Source organism: Halomonas sp. GXIMD04776, assembly GCF_049808615.1.
Lineage (GTDB): Bacteria > Pseudomonadota > Gammaproteobacteria > Pseudomonadales > Halomonadaceae > Modicisalibacter.
Window position 1 is genome coordinate 1 of the sequence record NZ_JBNCAN010000030.1, and the last position, 25,997, is coordinate 25,997.

Genomic DNA, 25,997 nt, shown 5'->3' on the forward strand with positions numbered 1-25,997 from the left:
TGGCGCGGAACTTGACGTTGGGCATGGCACTGTCTGGGTGAATGGCGATATTCGCTATATTGCCATGCAGTTCAGTAGGTTAGAAGCATTCCTGGGGGCCGGTCTCACGGATTCAGGTAATTGTTTTCGCTTTCATAAAAAAGCTCCGACGCGAAGGCCGGAGCTTTTTCGTTATATGCTCGTGCTCATTCGCGGTAAGCGGATTCTTTCAAGGCGCGAATGCGTTCATCCAACGGCGGGTGACTGGCGAACAGCCGCTCCATGATTTTGCGGCTCTGACCGGTGGTGATGGCAAAAGCAGTCAGTGTGTCCGGCATTTGATCCGGCATCTGGGTCTCGGCCTTGAGCCGTGCAAGGGCGTTGATCATCGCACCGCTTCCGGCCAGCTTGGCGCCGGCGGCATCGGCGCGGTACTCGCGAAAGCGCGAGAACCAGGCGACGATCACCGAGGCGAGCAGGCCGAAGACGATCTCGGCAACGATGACCACCGCGAAATACCCCATGAAGCCCAGGCCGCCGCCGCTGTCATCGCGACGCAGGAAACTATCCACCAGTTGCGCAACGATTCGGGCGAAGAACATCACGAAGGTGTTGAGCACGCCCTGAATCAGCGCCAGGGTCACCATGTCGCCATTGGCGACGTGGCCGATCTCGTGGGCCAGGACAGCACGTACCTCCTCGGGGCGCATGCGATTAAGCAGGCCCGCCGAGACCGCGACCAGGGCGTCGTCCTTGTTCCAGCCGGTGGCGAAGGCGTTGGATTGCTGGGCGGGGAAGATGCCGACCTCGGGCATCTTGATGCCGGCTTGCTGAGCCAGTTCGGCAACGGTATCGAGCAGCCATTTTTCCGACTCGTTACGCGGCGTGTCGATGACCTGGGTGCCGGTGCTGCGCTTGGCCATCCATTTGGAAATGAACAGCGAGACCAGCGAACCCGCCATACCGAACACGAAACAGAATATCAGCAGGCTGTTCATGTTCAGCCCATTGGCGTTCAGATAAGGTTCAACGCCAAGCAGGCGCAGAGTGACACTGGCCACTAGCACCACCGCCAGATTGGTGGCCAGAAACAAAATGATACGCATCATGGATTGCTGCCCTCGCTTATCAAGAATTATGTCGCATAAGACATGACATTTTTTTCGTTATTGGCCTGTTAGATGCGTCCTGCCGGTTTGAGTTTCAAGACTCGCCAAGCGAACTCATTGACGATAGCGAGAAAGAAAGCGCGCAAAACGATCCAGCGCATCCTCGAGCTGGTCGGCCCAGGGCAGGGTGACGATGCGCACATGATCCGGGCTCGGCCAGTTGAATGCGGTGCCCTGTACCAGCAGGATCTTCTCCTGCAACAACAGATCCAGCACCAGTTTTTCATCGTCGTGAATGTTGAATACCTTGGGGTCGAGTCGTGGGAAGGCGTATAGCGCCCCCTTGGCCCTGACGCAGGACACACCTGGAATGGCGTTGAGTCTTTCAAAGGTTATATCGCGCTGGGCCCTCAGACGACCTCCAGGCAGGATCAGGTCGTTGATCGACTGATAGCCGCCCAAAGCCGTTTGTATGGCGTGCTGAGCCGGTACGTTGGCGCACAGGCGCATCGAGGCCAGCATGTTGACCCCTTGGATGAAATCCTGGGCCTGCTGTTTGGCGGCATTGCCCGAGAAGATCATCCAGCCAGAGCGAAAACCGGCACAGCGATAGCTCTTCGACAGACCGTTGAGCGTCACCACCAGCTGATCGTCATCCGCCAGGGCGCCGGTGGAGACATGCTCCACGTCGTCATAAAGGATCTTGTCGTAGATCTCGTCGGAAAACACCACCAAGCGATGTTCCCGGGCGATCGCCAGCAGTTCCTTGACCACCTCCGGTGGGTAGACGGCACCGGTGGGATTGTTGGGGTTGATCAGCACCAGGGCACGCGTATGGCTGGTTACCTTGTCGCGGAGATCAGCGATATCCGGTGCCCAGTCCGCCTGCTCATCGCATAGATAGTGCACCGCCCGGCCGCCGGAAAGATTGGCCGCGGCGGTCCAGAGCGGGTAGTCCGGCGCCGGAATCAGGACTTCGTCGCCGTCGTTGAGCAAGGCCTGCATGGCCATCACGATCAGTTCCGAGACACCGTTGCCAATGTAGATATCCTCGATGCCGACACCGGAAATATCTTTACGTTGGCATTCCTGCATGATCGCCTTGCGCGCTGAGTAGAGCCCCTTGGAATCGCAATAGCCTTGGGCGGTTGACAGGTTACGCATCACATCCTGAAGGATCTCTTCCGGCGCCTCGAAGCCGAACGGCGCAGGGTTACCGATGTTCAGCTTGAGGATGCGGTGACCTTCATCCTCGAGCTGTTTGGCATGCTCCAATACCGGGCCGCGAATGTCATAGCAGACATTGTCGAGCTTATGGGATTTCCTGATGAGGGTGTGCCCAACAGGCGCTTGGCCAAGGGGTGTTTGGATAGACATGGGGGTTCCGTTAACGAGGGTACGGGTCTCGCTCAGCATACTCGATGCGGCAATATCGCCAAAGCATCAATAGGGCGCGAGACCGAGCCTATTCCGTGGTGACTTCATCCACATGGGGCATTGGAATATCGGCAGGGGTTTCCAGGGTCAGGCGACCCAGCTTGCCGTCGCGTAATTCGTGCAGCAACACCTCGGCGCCGCGATGCAGATCGACCTCGCCACCGGGCCGCAGACCGCCGCGTTTACTGGCGATCTCCTTGATGATGGCCTGCCCATCGAAGCCCGCCAATGCCAGCAGATCGGGCTTGCGTGGACCATCGACCTCTGCCTCGCCAACCTGCGGAGCAGGAGTGTAAACCGGTAGTTCTTTGAGCTTGAAACGCGCGGTCAACTGATCCGGATAACGCTTGGCCAGCTCGGCGGCGGTAATCATTGCCACATCGAGATAGTCGATGGCGGTGTCGCGAATCGCACCGCTGGCCGCCAGGCGATAGGCGCTGGCCTGATCTTCGATCTTCGGCCACAGCACACCGGGAGTGTCCGTGAGGGCGATGCGCCCCTCGATGCGAATCTTCTGCTGGCGCTTGGTGACCGCCGGCTCGTTACCCGTCTTGGCGATCTTGCGTCCCGCCAGTCCATTGATCAGTGTCGATTTACCCACGTTGGGAATGCCCATGACCATGACCCGCACGTCCCGGTCGGCGCGTACCTTGCCGGCCAGCTCATGGCACAGCTTGGGAATGCGCTTGAGCTCACGCCCATTGGTGGTGGTCACCGCCAGGGCGCGAGTCGCCTCCTGGGCATCGAAGTGGGCGACCCATTCCTCGGTGCGGGTAGGGTCGGCCAGATCGGCGCGGGAAAGGATCTTGAGCACCGGCTTGTGCTCGGTGAGTACGGCGAGCATGGGGTTGGCGCTGGAGTAGGGGAGGCGGGCATCGAGTACCTCGAGCACCACATCGATTTCCGGCAATGCCTCCTTGATCTGGCGGCGTGCCTTGTTCATGTGTCCAGGGTACCAGCCAAGCATCAATGAACCCTTATGTAGTGCGTATGAGATGGGCGCCATCTTAGCAGATTGGCGCCCATGTGTGATTGGCCGGTGAGTCTATTCCCCAGGATGGAAGTCTAACGCTACGGAATTGATGCAGTAGCGCAGCCCGGTGGTCTCAGCAGGGCCATCCGGAAAGACATGGCCCAGGTGGGCGTCGCAACGTGAGCAGACGACCTCGACACGGCGCATGGCATGAGAGTCATCGAAATGTTCCTCCACGGCGGCATCGGCCAAGGGCCGATCAAAGCTGGGCCAGCCACAGCCTGCCTCGAACTTTCGCTCATTCTCGAACAGCGCCGCACCACAACAAACACAGTGGTAGATGCCGTGTTCGTCGCTTGTCTGATGGTCGCCGGTGAAGGGCGGTTCCGTCCCTTTTTCGCGTGTTATCCTGTACTGTTCCGGCGTGAGCTGTTCACGCCATTGTGCATCGCTCTTGCTGATCTTGTCGCTCATGAAGTTCTCCGGTTTCGTGCTTGGCTGAGTGTCATGAGACAACAAGAGGGCGAAGGTTTTCCAGTCTCCGTTACTCGAAGCCACTCATGCTTGACACCCATCACATGGCTAATTAATATACGCGCCACCTCGACGAGGCAAGGCACTGCGTCCCATTCGTCTAGTGGTCCAGGACACCGCCCTTTCACGGCGGTAACAGGGGTTCGAACCCCCTATGGGACGCCACTTCCTCTTCGCAGGTGATTGAAAATTTGGAAATATGCGGGAATAGCTCAGTGGTAGAGCATCGCCTTGCCAAGGCGAGGGTCGCGAGTTCGAATCTCGTTTCCCGCTCCAGGATCATCTGGTTATAAAGGTAAGCGAGGGTCGCAAGCTGGAGCGCCAGCCCGGTCGTTCTCGTTTCCCGCTCCAGGATCATCTGGTTATAAAGGTAAGCGAGGGTCGCAAGCTGGAGCGCCAGCCCGGTCGTATCTCGTTTCCCGCTCCAGATATTCATCCCGCCTTATTACGTCATTACGTCCCGTTCGTCTAGTGGCCTAGGACACCGCCCTTTCACGGCGGTAACAGGGGTTCGAACCCCCTACGGGACGCCACTTCCTTGCCGTTTTTTGACTCTTTCCACGTCACATGACATCGATCCGATCTTTCGGAGCGATGGCTGTCATTGCGCGGGCCGATGCGCTATGGTGTCGACCGGACACGGGGTGTGGCTGCGGCCGCTGAGATGATACCCGTCGAACCTGATCCAGTTCATACTGGCGAAGGGATGTCGGCCGACTCCGCTGCGGCTTCCCTCGCCGTACAGGAGTCTCCTGATGGCCTTTTCCTTTCCCGCAATCGATACGCAAATCGTGCTAGTTACCGGCGGCGCCCGGGGTCTCGGTGCCTGTCTGTCCCGCGCGTTTCTCGCCCAGGGCGCTCGGGTGGTGATCAATTACTTGGACAGTCGCGAGGCAGCCGAGGCAATGGTGCAAGAAGCCTCCGAGCGGGCACTGGCCGTGCAGGCCGATGTGACCGATGAAGAGGCAGTAAGGGTACTTTTCGACAAGGCCCGCAGGCATTTTGGCGCACCAATCACAACCGTGGTGAACAACGCGCTGCCGGATTTCTCCTTTAACGGCGAGGCGCGGCCAAAGGCAGACAGTCTCAGCTGGGCGCAGATGAATCAGCAGATAGAAGGTGTGAATCGCGGGGCGCTCAATACCATCCAGGCAGCCTTGTCCGGCATGCGCGAGCAGGGTGGCGGACGCATCATCAATATCGGCACCAATCTGTTCCAGAATCCGGTGGTGCCTTATCATGACTACACCGCCGGCAAGGCGGCGCTCCTATCGCTGACTCGTACGCTGTCTCAGGATCTGGGGCCGGATAATATCACCGTGAACATGATTTCCGGTGGTCTTCTGCGCACTACCGACGCCTCTCGCGCCACGCCGGAAGCGGTCTTCGATTTGATCGCCCAGAACACCCCCTTGCGCCGGGTGACTACCCCGGAGGAATTCGCCGATGCGGCGCTGTTCTTCGCCTCGCCTTGGGCGCGGGCGGTCACCGGGCAGAACCTGATCGTCGATGGCGGGCTGGTAAAGGGCTGATGACGATGCGTCACGACATGAAAAAGCTGCATCTCAATCTGTTCATCATGGGCTGCGGCCATCACCGGGCCGCCTGGCGGCATCCGGATTCTTGCGCCGAGCGGCTGACGGATATCGCCTATTATGAATCCCTCGCCCAAACCGCCGAGCGGGGCAAGCTGGACGCGGTGTTCTTCGCCGACGGCATGAGTGCCGGCAGCGTGGAGGACGGCTTTCACTGGCATCTCGAGCCGCTGACGGCGCTTTCCGCCATGAGTCGGGCGACCCGACACATCGGCTTGATCAGCACCATTTCCAGCACCTTCTATACGCCGTTCCACGCCGCAAGGCTGGTGGGGTCGCTGGATCATATTTCCGGCGGGCGCGTGGGCTGGAACGTGGTGACCTCGATGTTCGATGCGGAGGCGCGCAATCACGGCTATGAGACCATGCCAGATCATGCCACACGTTACGCTCGTGCCGAGGAGTTCGTGCAGACGGTGCTGGCGCTTTGGGATAGCTGGAGCGACGACGCCATCGAACGCGACCGTCAGGGCCGCTATGCCGACCCGGCCAAGGTGAGAAAGATCCATCATCATGGCGAGCATTTTCTTGTCGATGGGCCGCTAAATCTGTCGCGTCCGCCCCAGGGGCATCCGGTGCTGGTGCAAGCCGGCGCCTCGGAGCAGGGCCGTGATCTCGCCGCCCGCTACGCAGAAGCCATTTACGCGGTGGCTTATGATCTGCCCACCGCCCAGCGCTATTACCAGGACATCAAGGCGCGAGTGAAGGCCGCGGGGCGCAGCGCTCCGGTGCCCATTCTGCCTGGGCTCGTCACCTATGTGGGGTCCACCCTGGAAGAAGCCAAGGCCAAGCAGCGCGCCCTGGATGAGTGCCTGCCGGTGGCGGCGTCATTGCGCCAACTGGGACTGTTCATCGAACAGGATTGCAGCGATTGGGACTTGGATGCGTCGGTGCCGGAATTGCCGCCACTTACCGAGTTCACCGGTCCTCAGGGGCGCTATTCCACGATTCTGCGCATTATCGAGACGGAAAATCCCACCCTGCGCGAGCTATTGGGTCGATTGGCCGCTGGCGGCGGTCACTGCACCATGATCGGTACGCCGGAAAGCATCGCCGATGAAATGGAGCGCTGGTTTCGCGAGGGCGGCGCGGATGGCTTCAACCTGATGCCGCCCTCACTGCCTTCTGGCATTGAGGACTTTGTGGAGCATGTCATCCCGGAACTACAGCGCCGGGGCCTGTTCCGCGAGGAATACGAGACCACGACCCTGCGCGGGCATTTCGGGCTCGAGCGTCCGGCGGGTTGACCGAAATAGTAGTTCGGGGAGTAGGCGCAGTGAGGGTCTTTTGCCATGGATGGCAAAAGTAGCGCCTAGGGAGGGGTTCACAGCGCCCTCACGAAGTCCTGCTCCCCGGACAAGTTGATAGCCCTTAACTCTCAAAGTGCCGCACGCCGGACTTCAAGCTCGCGAAATCAAAACGCTCCCGAGCCGGCAGGATCAGAAGCATGACCAGCGCCACGATCACCGGCACGAAGGTGGCGAGCAGGAAGGATTCCATCAGCGTATCCAGGGCGTCGCCGGGCGCGGGGAACATGACGAGGCCCGCCGCCAAGCCACCGATAGTGGCCAGTACCGCGGCACGCCCGTCGAAGCGACGATTGAATAGCCCAAAGAACACCGGAAACGCCGCCGCACAGCAGAACAGATCCGCCAGCAGAAACAGGTACAGCACGCTGTAGCCCTGGGCAGCCACGAAGGTAACCGGCAGCGCGAGCAGCAGGATGAGCCAGCGGGACAGGCGCATCAATTGGCTGTCGCTGGCCTGGGGCACGAGACGACCACCATCGACCGCGATCATGCTGGAGGCGGCGCTGATGGTGGTGTCGGCGCTGCTCATCACCAGGGCGAGTCCGAGGAAGATCAACCCCACGGCAAACCAGATGGGCATGTCGGTCAGCAATACGCTGAAGAGTGCCACTGAGCCGTCGCCGGGCAATCCAAGCCCCACAAAGGCCAGCCCGAACAGACCCATCACGAAAATCAGCGGCGCGCTCAGCAGTCCGCCAAGCAGAAAGCCCAGGTGCACGGCCCGGTTATCCCTCGCGGCATAGACGCGCTGCCAGTTGCCCTGGTAGAAGAGTCCGGTCAACAGCACCGCCACGAAGAAGGTGATGCCGGCCTTGAATCCGTCCAGGTCGGCAATGTTCAGAAGCTGCGGCGCTTGGGTCTTGAGCCCTTCCAGGGTAGGCGCAAGGCCGCCGGCGGCCTGCCAGCCAAACATCAGCAGCACGATCAATAGCGGCAGGATCACGACCATCTGTACCTTATCGGTAAAGATCGAGGCACGAAGCCCGCCATACAGGGTATAGAGCAGGGTGGCCAGCATGACGATCGAGCTCGTCACCCACAGTGGCACCGGCGCGAGCAGTTCCACCATTCGAGCAATTGCGGTGATCCCGGCGGCTAGGGAAATGAATAGGTAGAACAGCATGATGACGAGGGTGAAGGCATACATGGGGCGCCCGTAGCGACTCATGACGAACTCGGTGAGTGAGTGCCCGCCGGGGGAAAGCTCGCGCAAGCGCCGGCCCAGTGGAATCATCACCAGGCGCGGGGCCAGCGACCCCAGTGCGTAGCCGGTGATTGCCGCGAGTCCGCCCCAGGTGGCCGCCTGGGCGGGGCCAAACAGTATCCAGGTGCCAAGGGTCGAGGCCATCAACGTCAGTACCGTCGCGGTGGCACCCTGACTGTTGCGAGCAATGATGAAATCTTCCAGACTTTCGTGGTGCCGACGGGCATAGAGCATACCTGGCACGGCGAACAATGCCGCAAAGGCAATCAGCCACCAGAAGGCGTGAGCGGTCGTGAGCATGATCGTCTCCATAGCGTGAGAAACGTCCGGCACGATGCCAAACGCCGTATGAAGGCGCATTTGCGTTAGGTTAGAAGCGTGGCAGGTGGCACTTCCTTCCCTTCGCCGGCATGATCCGGATCAGGTTCGAAGGGTTACCGCTGCCTATGTTCATGCCTCTGGCAGCGGAATCTCAGTCCGTTCGGACTCCCCCAGGAATGAGCGCAAGCGTAGAGCGATGGTGTGCCGGGGTCAAGCAATTGACGGATGGGAGTTTGCCTCCCATGCGTTCATCCAAGCGCAACCGTTGGCTATTTCAATACTTCATTACTAGCTAGTTAGCCAGCAGCTTGAATTTTTACATTTTGCCCTGATGTTATCAGGCTCATTATTCATTAATTTGTGACAAGGATTGCCCATGGCCGACCCGGCACTGTCCATTCGTGGGCTGACCAAAGTCTACGACAACGGTTTTCATGCGCTGAAGGGGATCGATCTGGATGTGCCTGAAGGCGATTTCTTTGCCTTGCTGGGCCCTAACGGGGCCGGCAAGTCCACCACGCTGGGCGTGGTATGTTCCTTGGTCCAAAAAACCGCGGGCAAGGTGTCGATCTATGGCATCGATATCGATCGCGATTTCGCCAAGGCCAAGTACAACCTGGGCGTGGTGCCTCAGGAGTTCAATTTTTCCCAGTTCGAGAAGGTCGAGGACATCATTCACGCCCAGGCAGGCTACTACGGCATGCCCCTGCGCGAAGCCAAGCCGCGCTGTAATCAGCTGTTGAAGGATCTCGGGCTGTGGGACAAGCGCAACGGGCCGGCGCGCATGCTCTCAGGTGGCATGAAGCGCCGCTTGATGATCGCCCGCGCCCTGATTCATCGCCCGCGCCTGCTGATTCTCGACGAGCCTACCGCTGGGGTGGATATCGAACTGCGCCGCAGTATGTGGGAGTACATGCGCCGCATCAACCGCGAAGAAGGCACTACGATCATTCTCACCACGCACTATCTCGAGGAAGCCGAAAGCCTGTGTCGTAACATCGCCATCATCAACAATGGCGAGATCGTCAAGAACACCTCGGTGCGCAGTCTGCTTACTGAACTCGATACGGAAACCTTCATCCTCGATCTGGCCGAGCCGCTGGAACGTGTCCCCCGGATTGACGGTTTTGAGGTAGAACAATCGGAAAGCGCCCAACTGACACTCTCGGTCAAGAAGGGGCAGCGCCTCAACGATGTCTTCGAGCAGCTCTCCGAACAGAACATCAACGTGGTGTCGATGCGCAATCGTGCCAACCGACTCGAGGAGATGTTCGTGTCCATGGTCGAGGGTGATAACGCCCGGGCTCGGGAAGCCGCGACGGAGGTGCAATCGTGAACCCTCGTCAGATTCTGGTTTCTCTCTGGACCCTGGTGGTCAAGGAAGTGCGGCGCTTCACTCGCATCTGGCCGCAAACGCTATTGCCGCCGTCCATCACCATGACCATGTATTTCATCATCTTCGGCAACCTGATCGGCTCGCGCATCGGCGAGATGGATGGCATCAGCTACATGGCCTATATCGTGCCTGGGCTCATCATGATGTCGGTGATTACCAATAGCTACTCCAACGTTGCCTCGTCGTTCTTCTCCAACAAGTTCCAACGTAGCGTCGAGGAGTTAATGGTGTCGCCGATGCCCAACTGGGTGATCCTGGCTGGCTTCGTGCTCGGCGGCATGGCACGCGGCTTGGGCGTGGGCCTGATCGTCACCGGGGTGTCGTTCTTCTTTACCGATGTGACGGTCCATCATCCGCTGGTGACCTTGAGCGTGGTGCTCATGACCGCGACGCTATTTTCCATCGGCGGTTTCATCAATGCGCTGCTGGCGAACAAGTTCGACGATATCTCCATCGTGCCGATCTTCGTGCTTACGCCGCTGACCTACCTGGGGGGGGTGTTCTACTCTATCGACATGCTGCCGGAGTTCTGGCAGGGCGTATCGATGGCCAATCCGATCCTGTACATGGTCAATGCCTTCCGTTACGGCATACTCGGGGTTTCCGACATTCCCGTGCTTGGGGCGCTAGTGGCCACCGCCGCATTCATCGTCGTGTTCTTCGCGCTGGCGTTATGGATGCTCGGGCGCGGTAAGGGGATTCGGTCATGAACTTGCAAGACGCACCGCTGGGCCATGCGACCGAGTATCCGGAGCGCTACGACCCGGCGCTGTTGTTTGCCATTCCTCGAGCTGCCAATCGCGCGCCCCTAGGTATCGACGATGCCGACCTGCCGTTCGATGGCGAGGACGAGTGGCATGCCTTTGAACTCTCATGGCTCGATCCCAGGGGCAAGCCGCTTGTCGCCGTGGCGCGCTTTCGCTTGCCGGCAAGCTCGCCGAACCTGATCGAATCGAAATCCTGGAAGCTCTATCTCAACGGCTTCAACCAGAGCCGCTTTGCCAGCCGTGATGAGGTGCGCCAGGCGCTCGTGCACGATCTTTCCAAGGCAGCCGGCGACGATGTCGAGGTAACGCTACTGGATGTAGATGATGAGGCGCTGATGCCACGGCGTCTGCCGGGAGAGTGCATCGACGCTCTCGATGTGGAGATTCATGATTACACGCCCAACCCCGAACTGCTGACGGCCGGCGGCAAGATCGTCGAGGAGAGCCTCTATTCGCATCTGCTCAAGTCCAACTGCCCGGTCACCGGTCAGCCGGATTGGGGCAGCGTGCTGATTCGCTATTGCGGCCCCAAGATCGATCGCGAAGGGCTGCTCAAGTATCTGGTCTCTTATCGTCAGCATCAGGACTTTCATGAGCACTGCGTCGAGCATATCTTCACCGACCTGATGGCGCGCGCCCGGCCTGAGCGGCTGCTGGTGCTGGCGCGTTACGTGCGTCGCGGCGGGTTGGATATCAGCCCTTGGCGCGCCACGCCCGGGGAGCGGCCACCCGAACCTCTGCGGCTGGCACGGCAGTAGCGATCCGGGATAAAGTATTGAGAAATATTCTCGTCTCAAGGAGGCGCTATGGATGCATTGACGCTGCTGCACGAACGTAATTCGATGGGCAAACTGATGGGGCCGCCGCCGGATCGTCAACAGCTCGATACGCTTTACCGTGCCGCCTTGCGCGCCCCGGATCATAAGCAGCTCACCCCCTGGCGTTTCATCGAGTTCTCTGGTGAAGGCCTTGAGCGGTTGGGTAATCTTTTTGCCGAGGCAGAACATCGAGAAGACCCGGATATCCCCGAGAAAAAACTCGAAGCGGTGCGAAAGAAGCCGCTGCGTGCGCCTATGGTTATCGCCGTGATCGCCAAGGTCACCCCGAATCTGCCCAAGGTGCCTAAACAAGAGCAGGTGCTTTCAGCCGGCTGCGCCGCCTATGGCATTCTGCTGGCAGCCCAAGCGCAGGGGCTAGGCGCGATGTGGCGAACAGGACACTTCGCCTTCAATCAAACAGTTCGCGAAGGCTTGGGTCTCGATACCTATGACGAAATCGTTGGATTTCTTTACCTCGGACACCCCGGTGGTCGCGACAAGCCCCTTCCCGAGCGGGACCCCTGCGACTTCGTCGAACGCTGGAACTGACTATGATGCGCAAGATTGGTGTACCGCATCCACGCTTGCCATTGCCTGCGGCAGGACAGAAAGACGATCTCGCCGTGTTCCAGCATTGGCTGGGGGAAGCCATTCCCATGGTCAACCACCTGGGGCTGAGCGATATGGCTTGGCAGGGCGATGGGCTGATCTGGAACCTGGAACTTGATCCCAACCTCAACGACAAGGGCACTGGCTTCGGCGGCTCTCTGACTGCCCAGACCACCCTGATCGGCTGGTGTTGGACGACGCTGTGGTTACGCGCTCATGGGCGCCTGCAGGATGTGGTGGTGGCCACTGCCAGCCAGCGCTTTCTGGCCCCTGTGACCGGCGATTATCGCCTGGAATGCCTACCTAAAGACGCTGACGGGTCCGAGCAGTTGCAGGAACGTCTGGATATCAAGGGAAAAGGGCGCATCGCCTTGATTCAGCGACTCTATGCCAGCGACACACTATGCCTCGAAGCTGAAAGCGACTATGCCGTTCTTCCCGAGTCACCTGCATCCTGAACCCGAAAAGTGGCTTGCAATCGCGGGCTTAGCTCGCTACCATTTGCGCCGTTCTTGAGGAGCGGTAAACGCTCCAAACAGAATCAAAATGCGGAGGGGTGTCCGAGTGGTCGAAGGAGCACGCCTGGAAAGTGTGTAAGTCGAAAGGCTTCGAGGGTTCGAATCCCTCCCCCTCCGCCAAGAGTTCTGATTAAGCCGCTGATTCCAGCGGCTTTTTCTTTTCCTGTATCTTTTTGACCCACACTTTGACCCACACCTAGCACCTGGCTTCCATAGGCTCCTTCAGGACGCTCTTGGATTACTGCCCTTCCTGAGCGCTTGCCCTACCTTTATTCCATTCCCACCTTGGCCTGCTGTTTCCTAATTCAGGCATGACAGCAGTGCAGGCTTTCGATACTGTCGTACTACGTGGATTGCCAATGGTGGGGTGCCGAGTTGATGGATCAGCGACAATGCAGCGACAGCATCAATGCAGGGGCCATCATGCCCTTCGCGCCGGTTTGCAATGGCGACTAAGTGCTGGTGGATCGCAGCAGCCGCGACCCGCACTAGGAGGGAGTGTTACTGCTGCTTGTGCAAGGTGAGCGGCGCCTGGCTGCTGATCAGCGACAACCCGCGCTATGAGAAGGAACTGATCAATCCGCAGGACATGGAGATCCTGGGGCGGTGTGAAATTAAGATTGGCGGGTGTTTTAATACAATTATTTTTACGGTGGTTGTTATGCAGGATGCCAGATATGAGTTAAAAACATTTAATCTTGATTTTTTCTCAGGTGAATCGCATTCAGATGATCCTGATTTCTGTATTTTCTCAGTCTTTGAAGAAGTCAGCCGTCTTGAAAATGCTCCTCACTACAAGCTTGGTGCATTCGACTACCAATTACGGGATTTAGTTCAGGCCGGTAATACTATAAAAGGTGTTTTGGCGAAATTTAGGACATCGGACCTTCCTCACGCAGGTAGTCTTGATGGGCATGAGCGTGAGCTTGATCTTGAAGAAAGGGAAGGGTTGATAGAGAAAAACCATTTCATCGTAAAGAGAGATAAAAATGTGGTGGTTTTTCAAAGGAACGGGCATGCGGGAAGGGTTGAGAGGCTGTCTGAATACCTGACCAATTTCTCTGGTGAAACGATCGTTTTTAATCCGGTTCTACAGCGGGATTCTATCGAGAGAATGCTTAATGATGATTTAAAGCCTGTTAGTGTTGAGCTTTCCTATGCGCCGCCAACTAATCCTGATTTTTTTCCGGAAGATGAGTGGGGCAGAAATCTTGCTGTTTTAGCAGATCTTGCTAATGGTTCCCGTGTTAGGGTTGCACTATCAGCTGATCGTCGTTCTGCTGACGAAGAAAAGCATACTTTAAGAGGTAGGATAAAGGAGTCAGCAGCGGCACTGGCGCGTAGCCGTCGAGCAAGTGTGGCACGTGTCAAAGTAACCGATGGTAACGTCGATTACCCCATTGATCTGATTGCTGATAGGATTTTTGAGCCTAAGCAGATTGAAATGCGTGGTAGATACCCTGTCCCTGATACAATGTTTGCTGCTCTCCAAGAAGCCTACGATGAGAGGCGGGAGGATATAAATGAAATTTTTGGACAGCCGGGTCGCCGCCTTAGGTAGCTTTTTTATAGCATTTTTGGGCGCGTACGTTACATTTGGAGCTCTTGATGCTTATGAAGATGTAAGGCTCACAGCAACCACGTTCGCAACGTTGTCAGCAACGCTGTTTGGTTTCCTGATGACATCGCTGTCTATCTTGGTGGCTATCTCTGATCGAGACTTTATAAAAAATTTAAGGCTTACAGGGCACTATAAAGTGCTTGTAAACCAGTTGTTTAAAACAGCCAGCTTCTTGCTTGTAACTATTGTCGTTTCGATAGGTGGTCATGTTCTTTCTGATGACTTCCAGAAGAATTTTTCGATTTCACTGGCTGCCGGATTGCTGATTATTTCGCTTTTGTCTTTTTTGACTGCAGGAGCTAAGTTCAAAAATGTTGTTATTATTCTGATTAAATAACTTAGGTGTTTCTGTGGTATCGCTATGTGTGGCCGCTTCGCTCTCTATAGCCCCTATCCCAAGCTCTCTCAGGCGTTGCGCCTGCCGCTGGAGCCGAGAGAGCTGACGCCACGCTACAACGTGGCGCCGGGCACCTGGATCTCAGCGTTGCGGCACCCCAGCGATGACGTGCCGCTGGTAATGGACGAGGTGTGGTGGGGCTACCATCCGCACTGGGCGAAAGAGAAGGCGCCCGAGCCCATCAACGCCACCATCGAGAAGGTTGCCACCTCCAACTACTTCAAAGGGGCGTTCGCCCATCACCGCTGCCTGGTGCCGGCGGATGGCTGGTACGAGTGGCTGCCGGAGGACGGCAGGAAGCAGCCGCACTTCCTGTGCCGCGAGGATCGCGAGCCGATCTGGCTGGCGGGCATCTGGAGCGATCGGCCGGACGGCAAGCCCAGCTGCGCGATCCTTACCGAGCCGGCCCGCGGCGTGGCTGCGGAGATCCACTCGCGCATGCCACTGGCCCTGGACGACGAGAGCCTCGAGCCCTGGCTCGATCTCCACCTGACCGATCGCGAGACGATTCGCCACGTCGTCCACCACTTGCCTGCTAAGCGGATCACCCACTGGGCCGTGAGCACGCGCGTCAACCGGCCGGGCAACGACGACGCGAGCTTGATTGAGCCGGTTGACTGACTGCCATACCTGTTGGGCAGGCATGGCGATGTCTCTTGCTGTATTACTTCTTACAGTGTGTCCAACACTTCAAACCCATCGTAATTGGCTTTGATCAGATAGTGCACATGCTGAGATGGGTTTACTTGAGGATCATTCTCTCCATACTTAACACCCTCAATGTGAAACGTATTCTCTTCTTCACCAGGATAGAAATCATCGACCCGCTTCATAATCATATCTGAAGGCGTGCGAAACTCTGTCTTGATAACGGGATCAGCAGACGAAAACCCACTTCGTTTAATGAGTGTCAATTGGGGGAGTGCAGTGCCATTCCCCCCCGCTGCAACCATAATCGCCTATCCAGAATACTGCGAATGCTTCCTCTAGTCCGCCTGGGTTGTTAAAGCCGTCATGAATGCGTATCGCCTTGAACTGAAGGGAGTTTCCATCAAATGGTGATTCAACCTGGCACGCAACAGCTTCGCTGAAATTCTGCACCATCCTAGATGCATCGTTCTTGTCAAAATCTGCCTGTGCGCCAGTCGCGTATACTGCCAATAGTGTGACAGTTGTGATAAGCCGTTTTTTCAAGTGACCTCCGTGTCAATTTCATCTCAAGCTGTCGAAATTTCCTTAGTACATTGCTTAGACCTGGCGGGTCAAGTGCTTACTGTTGGCAATTCGTCCCATCGTGACGTCCACCGCGGCGTGCGATGCGCGCAGCGCAGGTGCCAAGCGGCGTTCTTTCGCGGCACGCCCAGGCGCACCGTGCCCTTGCCCATCTTCCCGTTGAGCTCGTCCAGGGCGGCCATCAATTTTTGGTCGCGCTCGCGCTCGCGCTGGGCTTCCCGCTCGGGTGTGCCGAGCAGCGAGAGCTGCTCGCGGTTGGCGTCCACCAGGTCGAGCAGCATCACGCCGGCCTTCATGAACCGATACCCGCGGCGATAGATCGCCTCAAGCCCCTGCTGGGCGGCGGCCAGGATCGGTCGGCTGTCGTCGGTGGGCTCGGGGAGCTCGATGACGACGCTGGGCGAATACTGGGCCAGATCCAGCCGGTGGCGGTTGGTCTTGAGGAACACGAGCACGGCCCGGGCATGGCTGTTCTGCTGGCGGAGCTTCTCGGCGCCGCGCTGGGCGTGCTGGCGGATGGCGTCCTGCAGGTCGCCCAGCTCGCCGGTCAGCCGGCCAAAGGAGCGCGAGGTCATGATGCGCTGGCGGGGCTCGCTGGCGTCGTTGAGCTCGATGCAGGGCGTACCCTGTAGCTCGCGCACGGTGCGCTCGAGAGTGACGGAATAGCGCCGGCGGATGGCCTTGGGATCGGCCTGGCGGAGATCCCAGGCGGTCTCGATGCCCTGGAGGGCCAGCCGCTCGACCAGCCGCCGGCCGACGCCCCAGACGTCACTCAGGGCGGTGCGCTCGAGCAGGCGGCGGGTATCGTCGCCATCGGCGTGCATCACGCACACGCCCTGGAATTCGGGCAGCTTCTTGGCGGCGCGGTTGGCCAGCTTTGCTTGATACTACAGAGCAGACTCTTTCTGACTGATGATGCTATAACACAGTCATCGGACACGTGCAGGTAGCATTAGTACGCCTTCCCTGATGAGGTAACCTCTCTCATGCCGGTTTATCGGGTCCTACGTGCCGAAGGGGACTTTCCCTTTCATGTTGTAGATCGAGAAGGGTTGCCGCACCCAGAGCTGACCCTCTATGCCTGCATGTCCGTGCGTCACCATGCATCGCTGACGGCAAGAGCCTACACGAGGGAAGTGGTTTCCTTTGCTTCATGGGCGACAGATCATCCCGTCGTGATTCGACAGGGTTGGCAGTTGCTGGGGCCACCGGCTCAAGTGCGGGCACTGTTGGCTTTTTTCCTGGCTTCGGAAATGAAGTGCATCGTGGCGTTAGGTCGAGATCGCGGTGGATTCGAAACCCGTCGGATCGAACCGACTTGGCAGACTGGCCGGCGCCTAGAACGGCTCCTGGCGGCGCTGAGATCGTTCTACACGGTACTGCATGAGCACGGTCACTATCACCATGGCAATCCGATGGATGCCGACGGTGCCCGCCGTTACATCGAAGAGGAGCGCCGCCGGCAACTCCGAGCGTTTGTCGATGCCCATGGTCGAATGCCCATGCCTGCTGACAGTGGCGTAGACGGCGTTCGAGAGATGCGCCTTTCTGCCAGTTATTTCCGGCTGAAAGGGAATCAATGGTTACCCGAGATCCTGGATGAACCAGCCCTGATGAACAGGGTCATGTCAGCTGGTGAGCAGTGGGGGTGGACACTACGTGAAACCGCCTTGGTACGTATCCTCTTTGATAGCGGCTGCCGTGTGCACGAGGCGTGTCAACTCAGCGTGGCGGACTGGGTACAGAGTGGTTTTATGCGAGAGATGCTAGCGATCAGCAAGGGAAGTCATGGACGCCGAGTGAAACGGCTGTTCATTACCGACCGCACGGCCAAGGTCTTGCGACGATATGTGGACGAGCAGCGTGCTCGGCTAGATCCCCGAGGATATGGGCTGTCGGAACTCGCTGAACTCCCTGTGGAAGCCCTTCACCGCATTCCACTGTTTCTGACGCGACGTGGCACATCAATGAACCCGGACCACTTCCGCCGCGACTATTGGGCACCGGCGCTAAACGCCGCGGGCCTACAAGTGCGTTGCCATCAGGTCCGCCACTGGTTCGTAACACAGGCGCTCAATGACATCCACCAGCGTGCCCGATCCGCCGAGGAACTGCAGAGCCTGCGTGGTGCCCTACGTGAGCTCATGGCCTGGACAAGCGACATGCTGCCAATCTATGACCAAGCTATCCGCCGGCATAACCTGCCGGAGTTGGCTCATCACATTCATGCGCGCATCGAACGTGAGCACCGGCGGGATAGGGCTCGCCGTTCCCAACCGGATCCTCGTCCCGAGTCAATAACCGAGAGCCAGCAAATGTTAGATGAGATGCTGAAACCATGACGCCGTCGGCCCGGCAACAACGCGCCGATCCAGAGTGTCGACGGCTTACGATACGTGCCGAGCTTGATCGTCGACGCGAGCTGGGTGAGGCTTTCGTGAACCAGGAAGTGATGGTGGTAACCGGCTACGATCGCAAGACGATCAGTGGCGTTACCCAGCGTTATGTCCGTGAACTGGCAGCGGAGTTGTTGGACACGGCAGTCGAGAATCAAGAAGCTTATGCACGCTGGGTACGTGACTACCGCACCTTTCGCTCCTTTATCACACGCACGGAGAGTGGGCCGGCGCTGTTCCGACGCTTTGCGCGGCTGGTCATCGAACAGCTGCATCGCGAGAACGCGTTGATGACGGTGAACGCAGTTGAAGGCATTACGGGTGGACGAAGACGGATACTGAATGAAGAGCTGGTTATCTGGGAGCAGGAGACCGGCCATCAAGTAGCGCGCACGGTTGCCTGGAAATCTCTCGACACCTACGGTACTACCTTCCTCGTGGGCGAAAATCATGCGCTGAACCAGCGAAACGAATCGATCAGGGCGGAACTGGACCGTCGTCGCCGGCTCGGCACTCCCTTCAAGCTGGCCGACATCAGTAGATGCTTAGGATTCAGCGTAGCCACCGTGTCGGGGTATTCGCGCCACTATGTGGCAACATTGGCCGATGAGCTCTTGAGCGCCCCGGTCGACAGTCGTGAGGCCTATGAGGGCTGGCGTCGGGACTTCAATACCTTTCGCTATTCGCTTCCCAATACGCGGCGTTCACGTGAAGTGCTCACGCGGCTCACACGTCTGACCATTGAGCACCTACACCGCGAGGGACATACGGTAGCCTACAGCGAGGTACTGCGGATTTCCGAGCACAATGATCGTCACATTAAACAAGAAATCCGGCGTTGGGAAGAAGAAACGGGGCATCAGGCCAGGCCGCTGCGAGCATGGAAGGAGATCACGCTAGAGATGGTGCTCGACAGGGTATCGCCGGCGCTCCATCACCTACCGATGACCTTTCTGGAATCACCGACCATGGGACGGCCCTTCAATGAATCCCAAAGACGGATGATCCACTCCATTTCGCAGCCGAAACTTCGGGATGTGGCATTTTTTGTCATGACCTTCGCCGACGGAAATCGACTTAACGATATCACCTTTTTTGCCAGCATATCGCGTTATCTGAAACGGTTGAAGCTACCGGATATCGATGCACTAGATCCCGACATGTTCTACCGAAGATACCATGACGGAGAGGTGCTCCCCGAAGAGGGCACACCCAAACGCGGTCGGTTCCTGCAGACCTACTTTCGCTTGCTGCGCAAGCAAGAGGATTATCTACTCAGATTGACGCCCGAGCAGCGCCGGGCCGTGGCGCCTTGGCGTCTCAGTGGACTGAAGGATGACCACTTCTGGCACCGCTCCACCATCCACAGAGACGTGAGGAGCGAGCAGAGGAGGCGTCGTAAGGCCGCGACCGCCGTTGTACACGATCGATTCTATCTGCTTCGTGATGTGGCCGAGCGTCGGTGTATTCAGGTTGAGCGCCTGCATACAGCCTTCTTGGATGCCATATCTCACCATAAGCAAGTGGGAGAATCGCTGCCGATGTCATTTTCGATCACCGATGAGATGGTATCAACATCAGGTCGAGTTCAGCCCACACAGCAGCATTTCAGGCTCTGGGATTCCGCAACATTGCGTTCTGTGCATGAGCCCGTGGCAGAAGACTTCTATTATCATCAGGATCAACGCCAGCGTATACGTGCGAAGGTAGGTGACCAGGCACGTTACTTCCTAAGCTATGAGGATGGCCATGCTCGCGATGATGCCACTTTGATAGAGCCCTACTGGTTCATCGAGCTGCTGCAAGCCAATGTACTGAAGTCTCAAGTTACCCATTCTGACTTTCTGACGCACAATGGCTACTCAAAGGGGGCATTCCAACTTCCACCACAATCAACTTGGGGGCTGTCTACATCCCATTGGTTGGAGCGAATCTCGCGGGACCTTGGCATAACCTTTATTCCACTGGAGGCACTCAGGCTAGCCGCTCTCGTCGGGCATGCGGCCATTCAGATCATGACCAAGACTGGCGCTCGCATGAACGAATTCCTGCAGATTAGATTGAGCCCAGAGCATTTATCACGAGTGCTGCTTGCGAAGGAACGTGAAGCGATTGCCTTCCGCGCGATTCCCAAGGGACGCCGGGAAGAGGAGCCCTATTATATTGACGAGCGCTGCATGAAGGCGCTACACGCCTGGTGGAAGTTTCAACGTGAGCGGGGGCAGAACCTTGAGACTATTCCGCCTACCAGAAGCTTGCGTCACAAGCTTCGTCCGGCGCCCTACATATGGCAGAATGCCGGAAGGCATTTCAGTCATAAGGATGTCAACGCGACGATGTCCATTATGTTGCACGGCATCTCGTTGCAAACTGCTACCGGTGAGGCCGTGCGGGTCACGTCCCACCTGCTGCGCCACGGCTTTGCCACTGAAATGCGGGCGTTAAACACGCCCGTGGATGTGATCGCACTACTCATGAAGCAGCGAGATGTGCGAGTGACCGAGTACTATTCCCAGCCGACGCCGGCCCGGCTAATGGAGTTGCAACAAAAGATTTTTGAAAGTCGTGTGGATCTGTCTCGTACCCATGTGCGATCCCCAGGACAGATCCGACGACAGGTCGAAGCCGCACAGGAGCAGGTGGGCGCACTGATACCAGTTATCGGTGGACGGTGCACCGTGGCCAGTCAGTGTCCCATCAAGTTCGCCTGCATTGGCTGTGCCGGGAATGCGCCCGACTGGCACAAGCGTGACCAAGTCATTGTCTACCGGCAGGCCTGTGCGCAGATGGCGGAGATGGCAGAAGCACAGAACCTGCCCGCCGAAGGGCGCAAGGCAAAGGAAGCCATGGCGAGCTGCGACGATGTATTGGCCGAGATGGAACTGCTGGAACAAGCTGATCAGGCGGCTGCCGATCCCGTCATACTGACCATCGGGAGGGAGGAGAGGTGACACCACAATCCCATAAGGCGCGTCCAGAGGCTGCAATGGCCGGTTTGAAGCGCAGTCATCAGCAGCGACGCAATCGAAGCGTAACGATCGTGCGTCGAGCGATCAGTCGGTTGCAGGAGATCGGAAGTCCCGTGACGCTGGGACGAATTGCGAGAATATCGCGTGAACTCTCCGACACGGGAATGGGTATCTCCGAGTCCACTATTCTTCGAAATCCCGAATGCCATCAATTATACGAAGAAGCCGCCCAACCCGTTCGCCGGCGGCGTGCTGTTGGTCGGTCGCTTGCTCGCGAAGTGGAAAGTCCCACCGATGCGGAGCGGCGACGTATGCATTATTTGATGCGCCAAACCAAAGCTGAACTGGCCGTTCGAATTATCGCTGTTGAGCGGGAGCTGGCTTGCTCAGAAAAATCGAATGGAGTCCTGCGCGACCGGATCATCCAGGAAAAACTGGGTCTAGAGTCATCCTTTTAAAGAAGATATAGATATAACAGTTTAGAGCCTTCTAGCTATCCAGGAAGTGTTGGGAAATGATAAAACTTCATGCTTTTGCTCAACGCGATGTTACGCACTATTTTATCAGCCTAGTCGGCACCCAGCGCAGGAAGGCCACCATGCCGAACAGTTCCACCAGCGACTGCAAAACGATCACAACGACTGCTGCGCTCCAGGCCTCAGGCAAGGAGAGTGCCAGTGGCAGCATGACGAAGGAGTTGCGTGTGCCGAGGCTGAAGGTGAGCGTGCGGCCCGTGGCAGCAGGAAGCCGGAACGCCTGGCTCAACAGCTTGCCGAGGGCCGCCGCGACCACCAGGTAGAGCACGAAAACCGCTACAACCCGCCACAGTAGCATGCCGTTGTCGACCACCAGGCTGACTTGGGAGCCGGCAATCAGGAACACCACCAGTGCCAGCAGGGGGATGGGGAGCCAGCCCAGCTCATCGACGACTTCCTCGATGACGATGTGTCGCTCGGCCACCCGTTCGGTCAGCCAGGCTAGTATCAGGGGGGTGACAATCAGGCCAGAGAAGGCCGCCAGCAGGTGGCTGCCGGCTGTCAGTTCGATGGCCAGATCGCCTATCAACCACCAAACATACAGCGGCAGCATCACCAGTTGAACCAGCAGCAGCAACGGGGCGGCTGCAATCGCCCGCGCACTATCTCCTCTACCCAGATGGGCAAAACTGATAAACCAATCCGTGCAGGGGACCAACAGTACCAGGAGCACACCGAGTCGAATGGCAGGCTGTTCTGGCAACAGCAGCGACAAGGCAGCAACGGCCAGCGGAACCAGCAGGAAATTGCCCACCATTAGCGCCATCATGAATCGCCGGTCGCGAAATGCCCGGGTCAGATGAAGCAGGGGCACCTGGGTAAAGGTGGTATAGAGCAGCACGCCAAGCAGTGGCCAGAGCCATATCTCCCAACGCTGGGTCGTATCCGGCGATCCCCAGCCGATTGCCAGGCCGACCAGGATCGCGGTGAGATAGATCCAGACCTGATGCTGCTCCAGTGTGGCGCGCATGATGTGAACGGTAGCCTCGTCGCGGACTGAGCTGCTGCAGATGAGAGCCAGTCACCCTAGGCCTCGCCGGTCAACCTTTCAAGGTCGGCAACCACGGCCTTCATGGGGTCGCTGTCGCGGATCAGCAGGCGCGCCTCTCCCTGCGCATTGAAGGCGAAGACAGCGCTGGAGTGCGACACATCATAGTTGCCTTCGCTGTCTTCTTCGCCATACCCGTAGGTCACCCGATAGCGGCGTGTCAGCTTATCGAGTGCCGCTTTATCCCCCGTGAGGCCGACGAACTGGGGGCCGAAGGCGTCGGTGTAGCTATCCAGCGTCTCGGCATCATCGCGGCGAGGATCCACCGAAACGAAGAGCACCTGGATTTCATCGCGCGCGGTCTCATCCATGCGTTGGGTGGCCGCGTCGAGACGCGCAAGAGTGGTCGGACAGATATCGGGGCAATGGGTGAAGCCGAAGAACAGCAGCGTCGTCTTGCCGAGGAACTGATCGGCGCTCACCGTATTCCCCTTCTCGTCGATGAGTTCGAACGCCAGGGACGGCATCAGCCCCGAGATATCCTTGGTCTGCCAGTCTGGATCGCTGCAGCCCGCAACCCATAGCGTCACGAATAGTGCCATGATGCATCGGCGCATCCTGCTCCCCCTACTGTGCTGTCGGCGCCACGGCGCGGAACGTGACACGCTGTCGCTGATTGCCGGCGAAATGAAGGTTCACCTCGACGTCGTCACCAACGACGAGGGGGCGAGCCCGCTTCATGAGCATGAGATGGTAGCCACCCGGAGCGAATTCGACCTGCTCCCCAGCCGCCAGCTCCAGCTGGGCGACGGGCTCCATGCGGGTGACGCCATCCTGATTGACACTGCGGTGCATCATGACATTACCGAAAGCGGAGCTATCCGCTCCTGTCAGGGTGACGCCCTTTTCGCTGGTATTGGTGAGGGTGAAGTAGCCTGCCGCGGGCAGGTCCCCGGGCAGGAGCCTAAGACGCGCCTCGCTGACCTCCAGTTCGGCAGCCGCCAGCGTGCCGGACGTCGCGATCAGCAGCAGGAAGGTCGAGCACCAGTGTTTCGCTAGTCGCGGCAGACTAGGGTGTGGCGTGAGAGACATCAGCAGCATCCTCCTTGCGGGCATCACGGAACAGAAAGCTGAGAATGATCAGAACCCCGATGGCACTCATCATCGTGGCCGGTACCCAAGTCAACAGGCCACCGAGGAGCTGGTCAGTCAGAGGGTCCAGCGGCCAGGCACGCCCGCACACCTCATAGACATCGAAAATGACATTCCGGCTGAAGACGATATAGGCCCCCAGCACGATCTGCGGCGGAATCACCACCAGCAGGATGGCGATGCGCTTGCCGTAACCGAGGCCGCCCTGCTGCGGCGTGCGGCGATCCAGAATCAACCACCAGAACAGCAACCCATCCAGCGCCATGCTCCAGTTCATCACTTGATACAGGTCGGTACTCAGCATCGCATCGAAGTGGACCTCGGGAATCAACCAGAAATAGATCAGCCCGACGAACAGTACGGGAGCGATCAGTGGATGCTGAAGCGTCAGGTATAGGGGGCGCAGCAGGCGCGCGACCGGCCTCCATCCTGAAAAGTGCCTGATTCGGGTCGGCAAGCCGTCTGTCAGTACCGGCAGGGGGGCGGCCAGGGCAATCAGGAAGGGACCGGCGTGATGCAATACCAGATGCTGTGCCCGGTGGGTAAAGAACATGTACTGGGCGAGGTAGTCGTAATGGGTCTGGGTGACGCCATAGATGGTGGCGACACCCAGCAGGTAGGCAAGGACTCGGCCTGCGCCGGTGGCCTCGCCACGCCGTCGGCGCTGCCGGAGGCCACGCAGGTAGAGCGCGATGGCCAGCAGGCAGGCCCCCGACCAGGCCAGCGAGAACTCCCACGGCAGCAGGTAGCCCAGAGCAACGTCGAGGTCGATAGCCCTTCCCTCCCCAGAATCGGCATGCCAACGGTGAGACTAGGAGCCCACCGTGGCATGCGGCAAGGTGGGACTATAAACGCAGACGAAGTCAGAGCCCGCACCTCGGTGCCTGGGAGGCGAGGAAGGCCGCGCCCCAAGGCACGGCACCAGTTCAGTGGTTGGGTATACCGCCAACGCGCCGCCAGTGACCCTGCACAGGGCGATAGGTCCTGTATCAGCCACGACTGAAGTCAACATCACGAGACTGACAGGACCCGACATGTTGTCGTCGTCATGGCCTGCGCAGCGCAATTTCTGCGTAGATACCCTGGTAGTCAGGGTCAGGTGTTTTATCCGGCTCCGGCTTGGGATTCAGGGCTACCATGCGACCGCTGGGGTCATCCAACAGGCCACGAAGCTGTTCATAATCGAAGTTCCAGCCCTCGGCCTTGCGCTGGTTGAGGCGTGTGACGGTCTCTACCAACGTGGACATGCTGTGCCCCTCCCCCTCAAGGGGCGGGAATGCCTGAACCAGCGGTTGCCCTTCATGCCAGCCGATCTTGATGGGCTGGTTGACGATTCGGACCTGGGTGCCGGCGGGCACGCGGTCGAAGATCGACTCGATGTCCCCAGGGAACATGCGAATACAGCCACGACTGGCACGCATGCCGATACCATCCGGCTGGTTGGTCCCATGGATCAAGTAGCCATCGAATCCAAGGATAATGGCATGGTCTCCCAGCGGATTGTCCGGGCCTGGGGGCACCACACTGGGCGCCTCTTCACCGCGTGCCCTGGCTTCGCGCTGAACCGACTCGGGTGGATACCAGGCGGGGTTCTTGATGTTCATGGTGGTCTTGGTCACACCGAGGGGGGTATCGAAGCCCTCGCGACCGATGCCGATAGGATAGGTCTCGACACGTGATGTCTCGTCGTCATCCACCTCGGGATAGTAATAAAGGCGCAGCTCGGCGATGTTGATGACGATCCCGGTGCGCTCTGCGGCGGGCAGGATGAAGCGCCCGGGTATGGTCACCTCGGTACCCTCGCCGGGAATCCAGATGCTCACGTCCGGGTTGGCGCGCACGATCTCCCTGTACCCCAGGTTGTGTCGCCTGGCGATATCGAGCAGGGTATCCTCGCGATCCTCCACCGCTATGCGGTAGGTGTCGCCGATCACATTGCCTTTTTCAGGCAGCGGATAGTGGCCGAGTGGCCACTTGTTCTCCTCCTGGGCCTGAGCAACGCCAATGAACACAAGCCAGCCTGCCAGCACTCCCATCAGCGTGCGTGTTCGAAGCTGCCAGCATGGAGATTTCCTCGCTGTGCCAGAGTGGGATTCGGATAACGCCATCATTCTCTCCCTTTTCGGCTGGACCCT

Annotated in this window: 24 protein-coding genes, 4 tRNA genes and 2 riboswitches; of the genes, 17 read left to right on the forward strand and 11 right to left on the reverse strand. The window is 58.5% G+C overall.

Annotated features, from left to right (window positions below):
* Positions 1 to 185: 185 nt before the first annotated feature.
* The 4 genes from htpX to msrB form a co-directional block, all read right to left on the reverse strand.
* Entirely contained in the window at positions 186 to 1,088 is a 903-nt protein-coding gene (gene htpX / locus ACPF7Z_RS17225) for a protease HtpX (RefSeq protein ID WP_425194492.1), read from the reverse strand.
* Between the two features lie 114 nt (positions 1,089 to 1,202).
* Complete coding sequence (locus ACPF7Z_RS17230; protein ID WP_425194493.1) at positions 1,203 to 2,465, reverse strand: pyridoxal phosphate-dependent aminotransferase; 1,263 nt, start codon at positions 2,463 to 2,465, stop codon at positions 1,203 to 1,205.
* 88 nt (positions 2,466 to 2,553) lie between these two features.
* A complete protein-coding gene (ylqF, locus tag ACPF7Z_RS17235; protein ID WP_425194494.1) occupies positions 2,554 to 3,492 on the reverse strand; it encodes a ribosome biogenesis GTPase YlqF in 939 nt (312 codons plus the stop codon).
* Positions 3,493 to 3,570: 78 nt separating this feature from the next.
* Complete coding sequence (msrB, locus tag ACPF7Z_RS17240) at positions 3,571 to 3,972, reverse strand: peptide-methionine (R)-S-oxide reductase MsrB (protein ID WP_425194495.1); 402 nt, start codon at positions 3,970 to 3,972, stop codon at positions 3,571 to 3,573.
* Positions 3,973 to 4,121: 149 nt separating this feature from the next.
* Here msrB and ACPF7Z_RS17245 point away from each other — a divergent pair.
* The 5 genes from ACPF7Z_RS17245 (at position 4,122) to ACPF7Z_RS17265 (ending at position 6,874) form a co-directional block, all read left to right on the forward strand.
* A tRNA-Glu gene (locus ACPF7Z_RS17245) sits at positions 4,122 to 4,197 on the forward strand.
* 36 nt (positions 4,198 to 4,233) lie between these two features.
* Positions 4,234 to 4,308 (forward strand) — tRNA-Gly (locus ACPF7Z_RS17250).
* A gap of 181 nt (positions 4,309 to 4,489) precedes the next feature.
* A tRNA-Glu gene (locus ACPF7Z_RS17255) sits at positions 4,490 to 4,565 on the forward strand.
* Between the two features lie 97 nt (positions 4,566 to 4,662).
* A riboswitch (TPP riboswitch) is annotated at positions 4,663 to 4,756 on the forward strand.
* A gap of 31 nt (positions 4,757 to 4,787) precedes the next feature.
* Complete coding sequence (locus tag ACPF7Z_RS17260; protein ID WP_425194496.1) at positions 4,788 to 5,564, forward strand: 3-oxoacyl-ACP reductase; 777 nt, start codon at positions 4,788 to 4,790, stop codon at positions 5,562 to 5,564.
* 17 nt (positions 5,565 to 5,581) lie between these two features.
* Positions 5,582 to 6,874 carry an LLM class flavin-dependent oxidoreductase gene (locus ACPF7Z_RS17265; RefSeq protein WP_425194497.1) on the forward strand — a complete coding sequence of 431 codons (1,293 nt, stop codon included), beginning with the start codon at positions 5,582 to 5,584 and terminating at the stop codon, positions 6,872 to 6,874.
* Between the two features lie 124 nt (positions 6,875 to 6,998).
* Here the strand turns inward: ACPF7Z_RS17265 and ACPF7Z_RS17270 are convergent, their stop codons facing one another.
* Positions 6,999 to 8,441: a sodium:solute symporter family protein gene (locus ACPF7Z_RS17270; RefSeq protein WP_425194498.1), complete on the reverse strand. Its 1,443-nt coding sequence runs from the start codon at positions 8,439 to 8,441 to the stop codon at positions 6,999 to 7,001.
* Positions 8,442 to 8,521: 80 nt separating this feature from the next.
* Positions 8,522 to 8,644, reverse strand: a riboswitch (TPP riboswitch).
* A 194-nt stretch (positions 8,645 to 8,838) separates the two neighbouring features.
* Between ACPF7Z_RS17270 and ACPF7Z_RS17275 the strand changes: the two genes are divergently transcribed.
* The 9 genes from ACPF7Z_RS17275 to ACPF7Z_RS17315 all read left to right on the forward strand — a co-directional run bounded on the left by ACPF7Z_RS17275 (position 8,839) and on the right by ACPF7Z_RS17315 (position 15,209).
* Positions 8,839 to 9,798, forward strand: a complete 960-nt coding sequence (locus tag ACPF7Z_RS17275) for an ABC transporter ATP-binding protein (protein ID WP_425194499.1) — start codon at positions 8,839 to 8,841, stop codon at positions 9,796 to 9,798.
* Positions 9,795 to 10,568, forward strand: a complete 774-nt coding sequence (locus ACPF7Z_RS17280; RefSeq protein ID WP_425194500.1) for an ABC transporter permease — start codon at positions 9,795 to 9,797, stop codon at positions 10,566 to 10,568. The genes ACPF7Z_RS17275 and ACPF7Z_RS17280 overlap by 4 nt, the downstream gene beginning before the upstream one ends.
* Positions 10,565 to 11,383 carry an NADPH-dependent 7-cyano-7-deazaguanine reductase QueF gene (queF, locus tag ACPF7Z_RS17285; RefSeq protein WP_425194501.1) on the forward strand — a complete coding sequence of 273 codons (819 nt, stop codon included), beginning with the start codon at positions 10,565 to 10,567 and terminating at the stop codon, positions 11,381 to 11,383. The genes ACPF7Z_RS17280 and queF overlap by 4 nt, the downstream gene beginning before the upstream one ends.
* A 48-nt stretch (positions 11,384 to 11,431) precedes the next feature.
* Positions 11,432 to 11,992, forward strand: a complete 561-nt coding sequence (locus ACPF7Z_RS17290) for a nitroreductase family protein (protein WP_425194502.1) — start codon at positions 11,432 to 11,434, stop codon at positions 11,990 to 11,992.
* A gap of 5 nt (positions 11,993 to 11,997) precedes the next feature.
* Positions 11,998 to 12,510 (forward strand): YiiD C-terminal domain-containing protein, encoded by a 513-nt coding sequence (locus ACPF7Z_RS17295; protein WP_425194520.1) that lies wholly within the window; start codon positions 11,998 to 12,000, stop codon positions 12,508 to 12,510.
* A gap of 92 nt (positions 12,511 to 12,602) precedes the next feature.
* Positions 12,603 to 12,690: transfer RNA gene (locus ACPF7Z_RS17300), tRNA-Ser, on the forward strand.
* 400 nt (positions 12,691 to 13,090) lie between these two features.
* The gene (locus tag ACPF7Z_RS17305) at positions 13,091 to 14,131 is read left to right on the forward strand and encodes a DUF6731 family protein (RefSeq protein ID WP_425194521.1); all 1,041 of its coding nucleotides are present in this window, start codon (positions 13,091 to 13,093) and stop codon (positions 14,129 to 14,131) included.
* On the forward strand, positions 14,094 to 14,528 hold the full coding sequence (locus tag ACPF7Z_RS17310) for a hypothetical protein (protein ID WP_425194503.1): 435 nt from the start codon (positions 14,094 to 14,096) through the stop codon (positions 14,526 to 14,528). Before ACPF7Z_RS17305 ends, ACPF7Z_RS17310 begins: the two co-directional genes overlap by 38 nt.
* A gap of 24 nt (positions 14,529 to 14,552) precedes the next feature.
* Positions 14,553 to 15,209: an SOS response-associated peptidase gene (locus ACPF7Z_RS17315; RefSeq protein WP_425194504.1), complete on the forward strand. Its 657-nt coding sequence runs from the start codon at positions 14,553 to 14,555 to the stop codon at positions 15,207 to 15,209.
* A 641-nt stretch (positions 15,210 to 15,850) separates the two neighbouring features.
* On the opposite strand, the gene ACPF7Z_RS17320 is transcribed toward ACPF7Z_RS17315, so the two are convergent.
* Positions 15,851 to 16,645, reverse strand: coding sequence for a DUF4113 domain-containing protein (locus ACPF7Z_RS17320; RefSeq protein ID WP_425194505.1), 795 nt, complete (start codon positions 16,643 to 16,645; stop codon positions 15,851 to 15,853).
* 162 nt (positions 16,646 to 16,807) lie between these two features.
* Here ACPF7Z_RS17320 and ACPF7Z_RS17325 point away from each other — a divergent pair, with 162 nt between their 5' ends.
* Genes ACPF7Z_RS17325 through ACPF7Z_RS17335 form a run of 3 tightly spaced genes read left to right on the forward strand, consistent with a single transcriptional unit; the run spans position 16,808 to position 21,644 of the window.
* Positions 16,808 to 18,163, forward strand: a complete 1,356-nt coding sequence (locus ACPF7Z_RS17325; protein WP_425194506.1) for a tyrosine-type recombinase/integrase — start codon at positions 16,808 to 16,810, stop codon at positions 18,161 to 18,163.
* Complete coding sequence (locus tag ACPF7Z_RS17330) at positions 18,160 to 21,168, forward strand: tyrosine-type recombinase/integrase (protein ID WP_152483037.1); 3,009 nt, start codon at positions 18,160 to 18,162, stop codon at positions 21,166 to 21,168. Before ACPF7Z_RS17325 ends, ACPF7Z_RS17330 begins: the two co-directional genes overlap by 4 nt.
* Positions 21,165 to 21,644, forward strand: a complete 480-nt coding sequence (locus ACPF7Z_RS17335; RefSeq protein WP_152483038.1) for a hypothetical protein — start codon at positions 21,165 to 21,167, stop codon at positions 21,642 to 21,644. Before ACPF7Z_RS17330 ends, ACPF7Z_RS17335 begins: the two co-directional genes overlap by 4 nt.
* A gap of 97 nt (positions 21,645 to 21,741) precedes the next feature.
* Here ACPF7Z_RS17335 and ACPF7Z_RS17340 read toward each other — a convergent pair whose 3' ends face one another.
* The 5 genes from ACPF7Z_RS17340 to ACPF7Z_RS17360 all read right to left on the reverse strand — a co-directional run bounded on the left by ACPF7Z_RS17340 (position 21,742) and on the right by ACPF7Z_RS17360 (position 25,970).
* Positions 21,742 to 22,692 carry an arsenic resistance protein gene (locus ACPF7Z_RS17340; protein WP_425194507.1) on the reverse strand — a complete coding sequence of 317 codons (951 nt, stop codon included), beginning with the start codon at positions 22,690 to 22,692 and terminating at the stop codon, positions 21,742 to 21,744.
* A 56-nt stretch (positions 22,693 to 22,748) separates the two neighbouring features.
* On the reverse strand, positions 22,749 to 23,312 hold the full coding sequence (locus tag ACPF7Z_RS17345; RefSeq protein ID WP_253939544.1) for an SCO family protein: 564 nt from the start codon (positions 23,310 to 23,312) through the stop codon (positions 22,749 to 22,751).
* 25 nt (positions 23,313 to 23,337) lie between these two features.
* Positions 23,338 to 23,802, reverse strand: a complete 465-nt coding sequence (locus ACPF7Z_RS17350) for a copper chaperone PCu(A)C (RefSeq protein WP_152485248.1) — start codon at positions 23,800 to 23,802, stop codon at positions 23,338 to 23,340.
* Positions 23,780 to 24,634 carry a cytochrome c oxidase assembly protein gene (locus ACPF7Z_RS17355; protein ID WP_216645083.1) on the reverse strand — a complete coding sequence of 285 codons (855 nt, stop codon included), beginning with the start codon at positions 24,632 to 24,634 and terminating at the stop codon, positions 23,780 to 23,782. The genes ACPF7Z_RS17350 and ACPF7Z_RS17355 overlap by 23 nt, the downstream gene beginning before the upstream one ends.
* Before the next feature lie 274 nt (positions 24,635 to 24,908).
* Positions 24,909 to 25,970 carry a L,D-transpeptidase family protein gene (locus ACPF7Z_RS17360; RefSeq protein WP_152485249.1) on the reverse strand — a complete coding sequence of 354 codons (1,062 nt, stop codon included), beginning with the start codon at positions 25,968 to 25,970 and terminating at the stop codon, positions 24,909 to 24,911.
* Between the last annotated feature and the right edge of the window lie 27 nt (positions 25,971 to 25,997).

What these genes read in the sequence shown, in the direction of transcription:
- htpX (WP_425194492.1), bottom strand. Translation starts at nt 1,088, where the DNA reads ATGATGCGTATCATTTTGTTTCTGGCCACCAATCTGGCGGTGGTGCTA.
- ACPF7Z_RS17230 (WP_425194493.1), bottom strand. Translation starts at nt 2,465, where the DNA reads ATGTCTATCCAAACACCCCTTGGCCAAGCGCCTGTTGGGCACACCCTC.
- ylqF (WP_425194494.1), bottom strand. Translation starts at nt 3,492, where the DNA reads ATGCTTGGCTGGTACCCTGGACACATGAACAAGGCACGCCGCCAGATC.
- msrB (WP_425194495.1), bottom strand. Translation starts at nt 3,972, where the DNA reads ATGAGCGACAAGATCAGCAAGAGCGATGCACAATGGCGTGAACAGCTC.
- ACPF7Z_RS17260 (WP_425194496.1), top strand. Translation starts at nt 4,788, where the DNA reads ATGGCCTTTTCCTTTCCCGCAATCGATACGCAAATCGTGCTAGTTACC.
- ACPF7Z_RS17265 (WP_425194497.1), top strand. Translation starts at nt 5,582, where the DNA reads ATGAAAAAGCTGCATCTCAATCTGTTCATCATGGGCTGCGGCCATCAC.
- ACPF7Z_RS17270 (WP_425194498.1), bottom strand. Translation starts at nt 8,441, where the DNA reads ATGCTCACGACCGCTCACGCCTTCTGGTGGCTGATTGCCTTTGCGGCA.
- ACPF7Z_RS17275 (WP_425194499.1), top strand. Translation starts at nt 8,839, where the DNA reads ATGGCCGACCCGGCACTGTCCATTCGTGGGCTGACCAAAGTCTACGAC.
- queF (WP_425194501.1), top strand. Translation starts at nt 10,565, where the DNA reads ATGAACTTGCAAGACGCACCGCTGGGCCATGCGACCGAGTATCCGGAG.
- ACPF7Z_RS17290 (WP_425194502.1), top strand. Translation starts at nt 11,432, where the DNA reads ATGGATGCATTGACGCTGCTGCACGAACGTAATTCGATGGGCAAACTG.
- ACPF7Z_RS17295 (WP_425194520.1), top strand. Translation starts at nt 11,998, where the DNA reads ATGCGCAAGATTGGTGTACCGCATCCACGCTTGCCATTGCCTGCGGCA.
- ACPF7Z_RS17310 (WP_425194503.1), top strand. Translation starts at nt 14,094, where the DNA reads ATGAAATTTTTGGACAGCCGGGTCGCCGCCTTAGGTAGCTTTTTTATA.
- ACPF7Z_RS17315 (WP_425194504.1), top strand. Translation starts at nt 14,553, where the DNA reads ATGTGTGGCCGCTTCGCTCTCTATAGCCCCTATCCCAAGCTCTCTCAG.
- ACPF7Z_RS17320 (WP_425194505.1), bottom strand. Translation starts at nt 16,645, where the DNA reads ATGCACGCCGATGGCGACGATACCCGCCGCCTGCTCGAGCGCACCGCC.
- ACPF7Z_RS17325 (WP_425194506.1), top strand. Translation starts at nt 16,808, where the DNA reads ATGCCGGTTTATCGGGTCCTACGTGCCGAAGGGGACTTTCCCTTTCAT.
- ACPF7Z_RS17330 (WP_152483037.1), top strand. Translation starts at nt 18,160, where the DNA reads ATGACGCCGTCGGCCCGGCAACAACGCGCCGATCCAGAGTGTCGACGG.
- ACPF7Z_RS17340 (WP_425194507.1), bottom strand. Translation starts at nt 22,692, where the DNA reads ATGCGCGCCACACTGGAGCAGCATCAGGTCTGGATCTATCTCACCGCG.
- ACPF7Z_RS17345 (WP_253939544.1), bottom strand. Translation starts at nt 23,312, where the DNA reads ATGGCACTATTCGTGACGCTATGGGTTGCGGGCTGCAGCGATCCAGAC.
- ACPF7Z_RS17350 (WP_152485248.1), bottom strand. Translation starts at nt 23,802, where the DNA reads ATGTCTCTCACGCCACACCCTAGTCTGCCGCGACTAGCGAAACACTGG.
- ACPF7Z_RS17360 (WP_152485249.1), bottom strand. Translation starts at nt 25,970, where the DNA reads ATGGCGTTATCCGAATCCCACTCTGGCACAGCGAGGAAATCTCCATGC.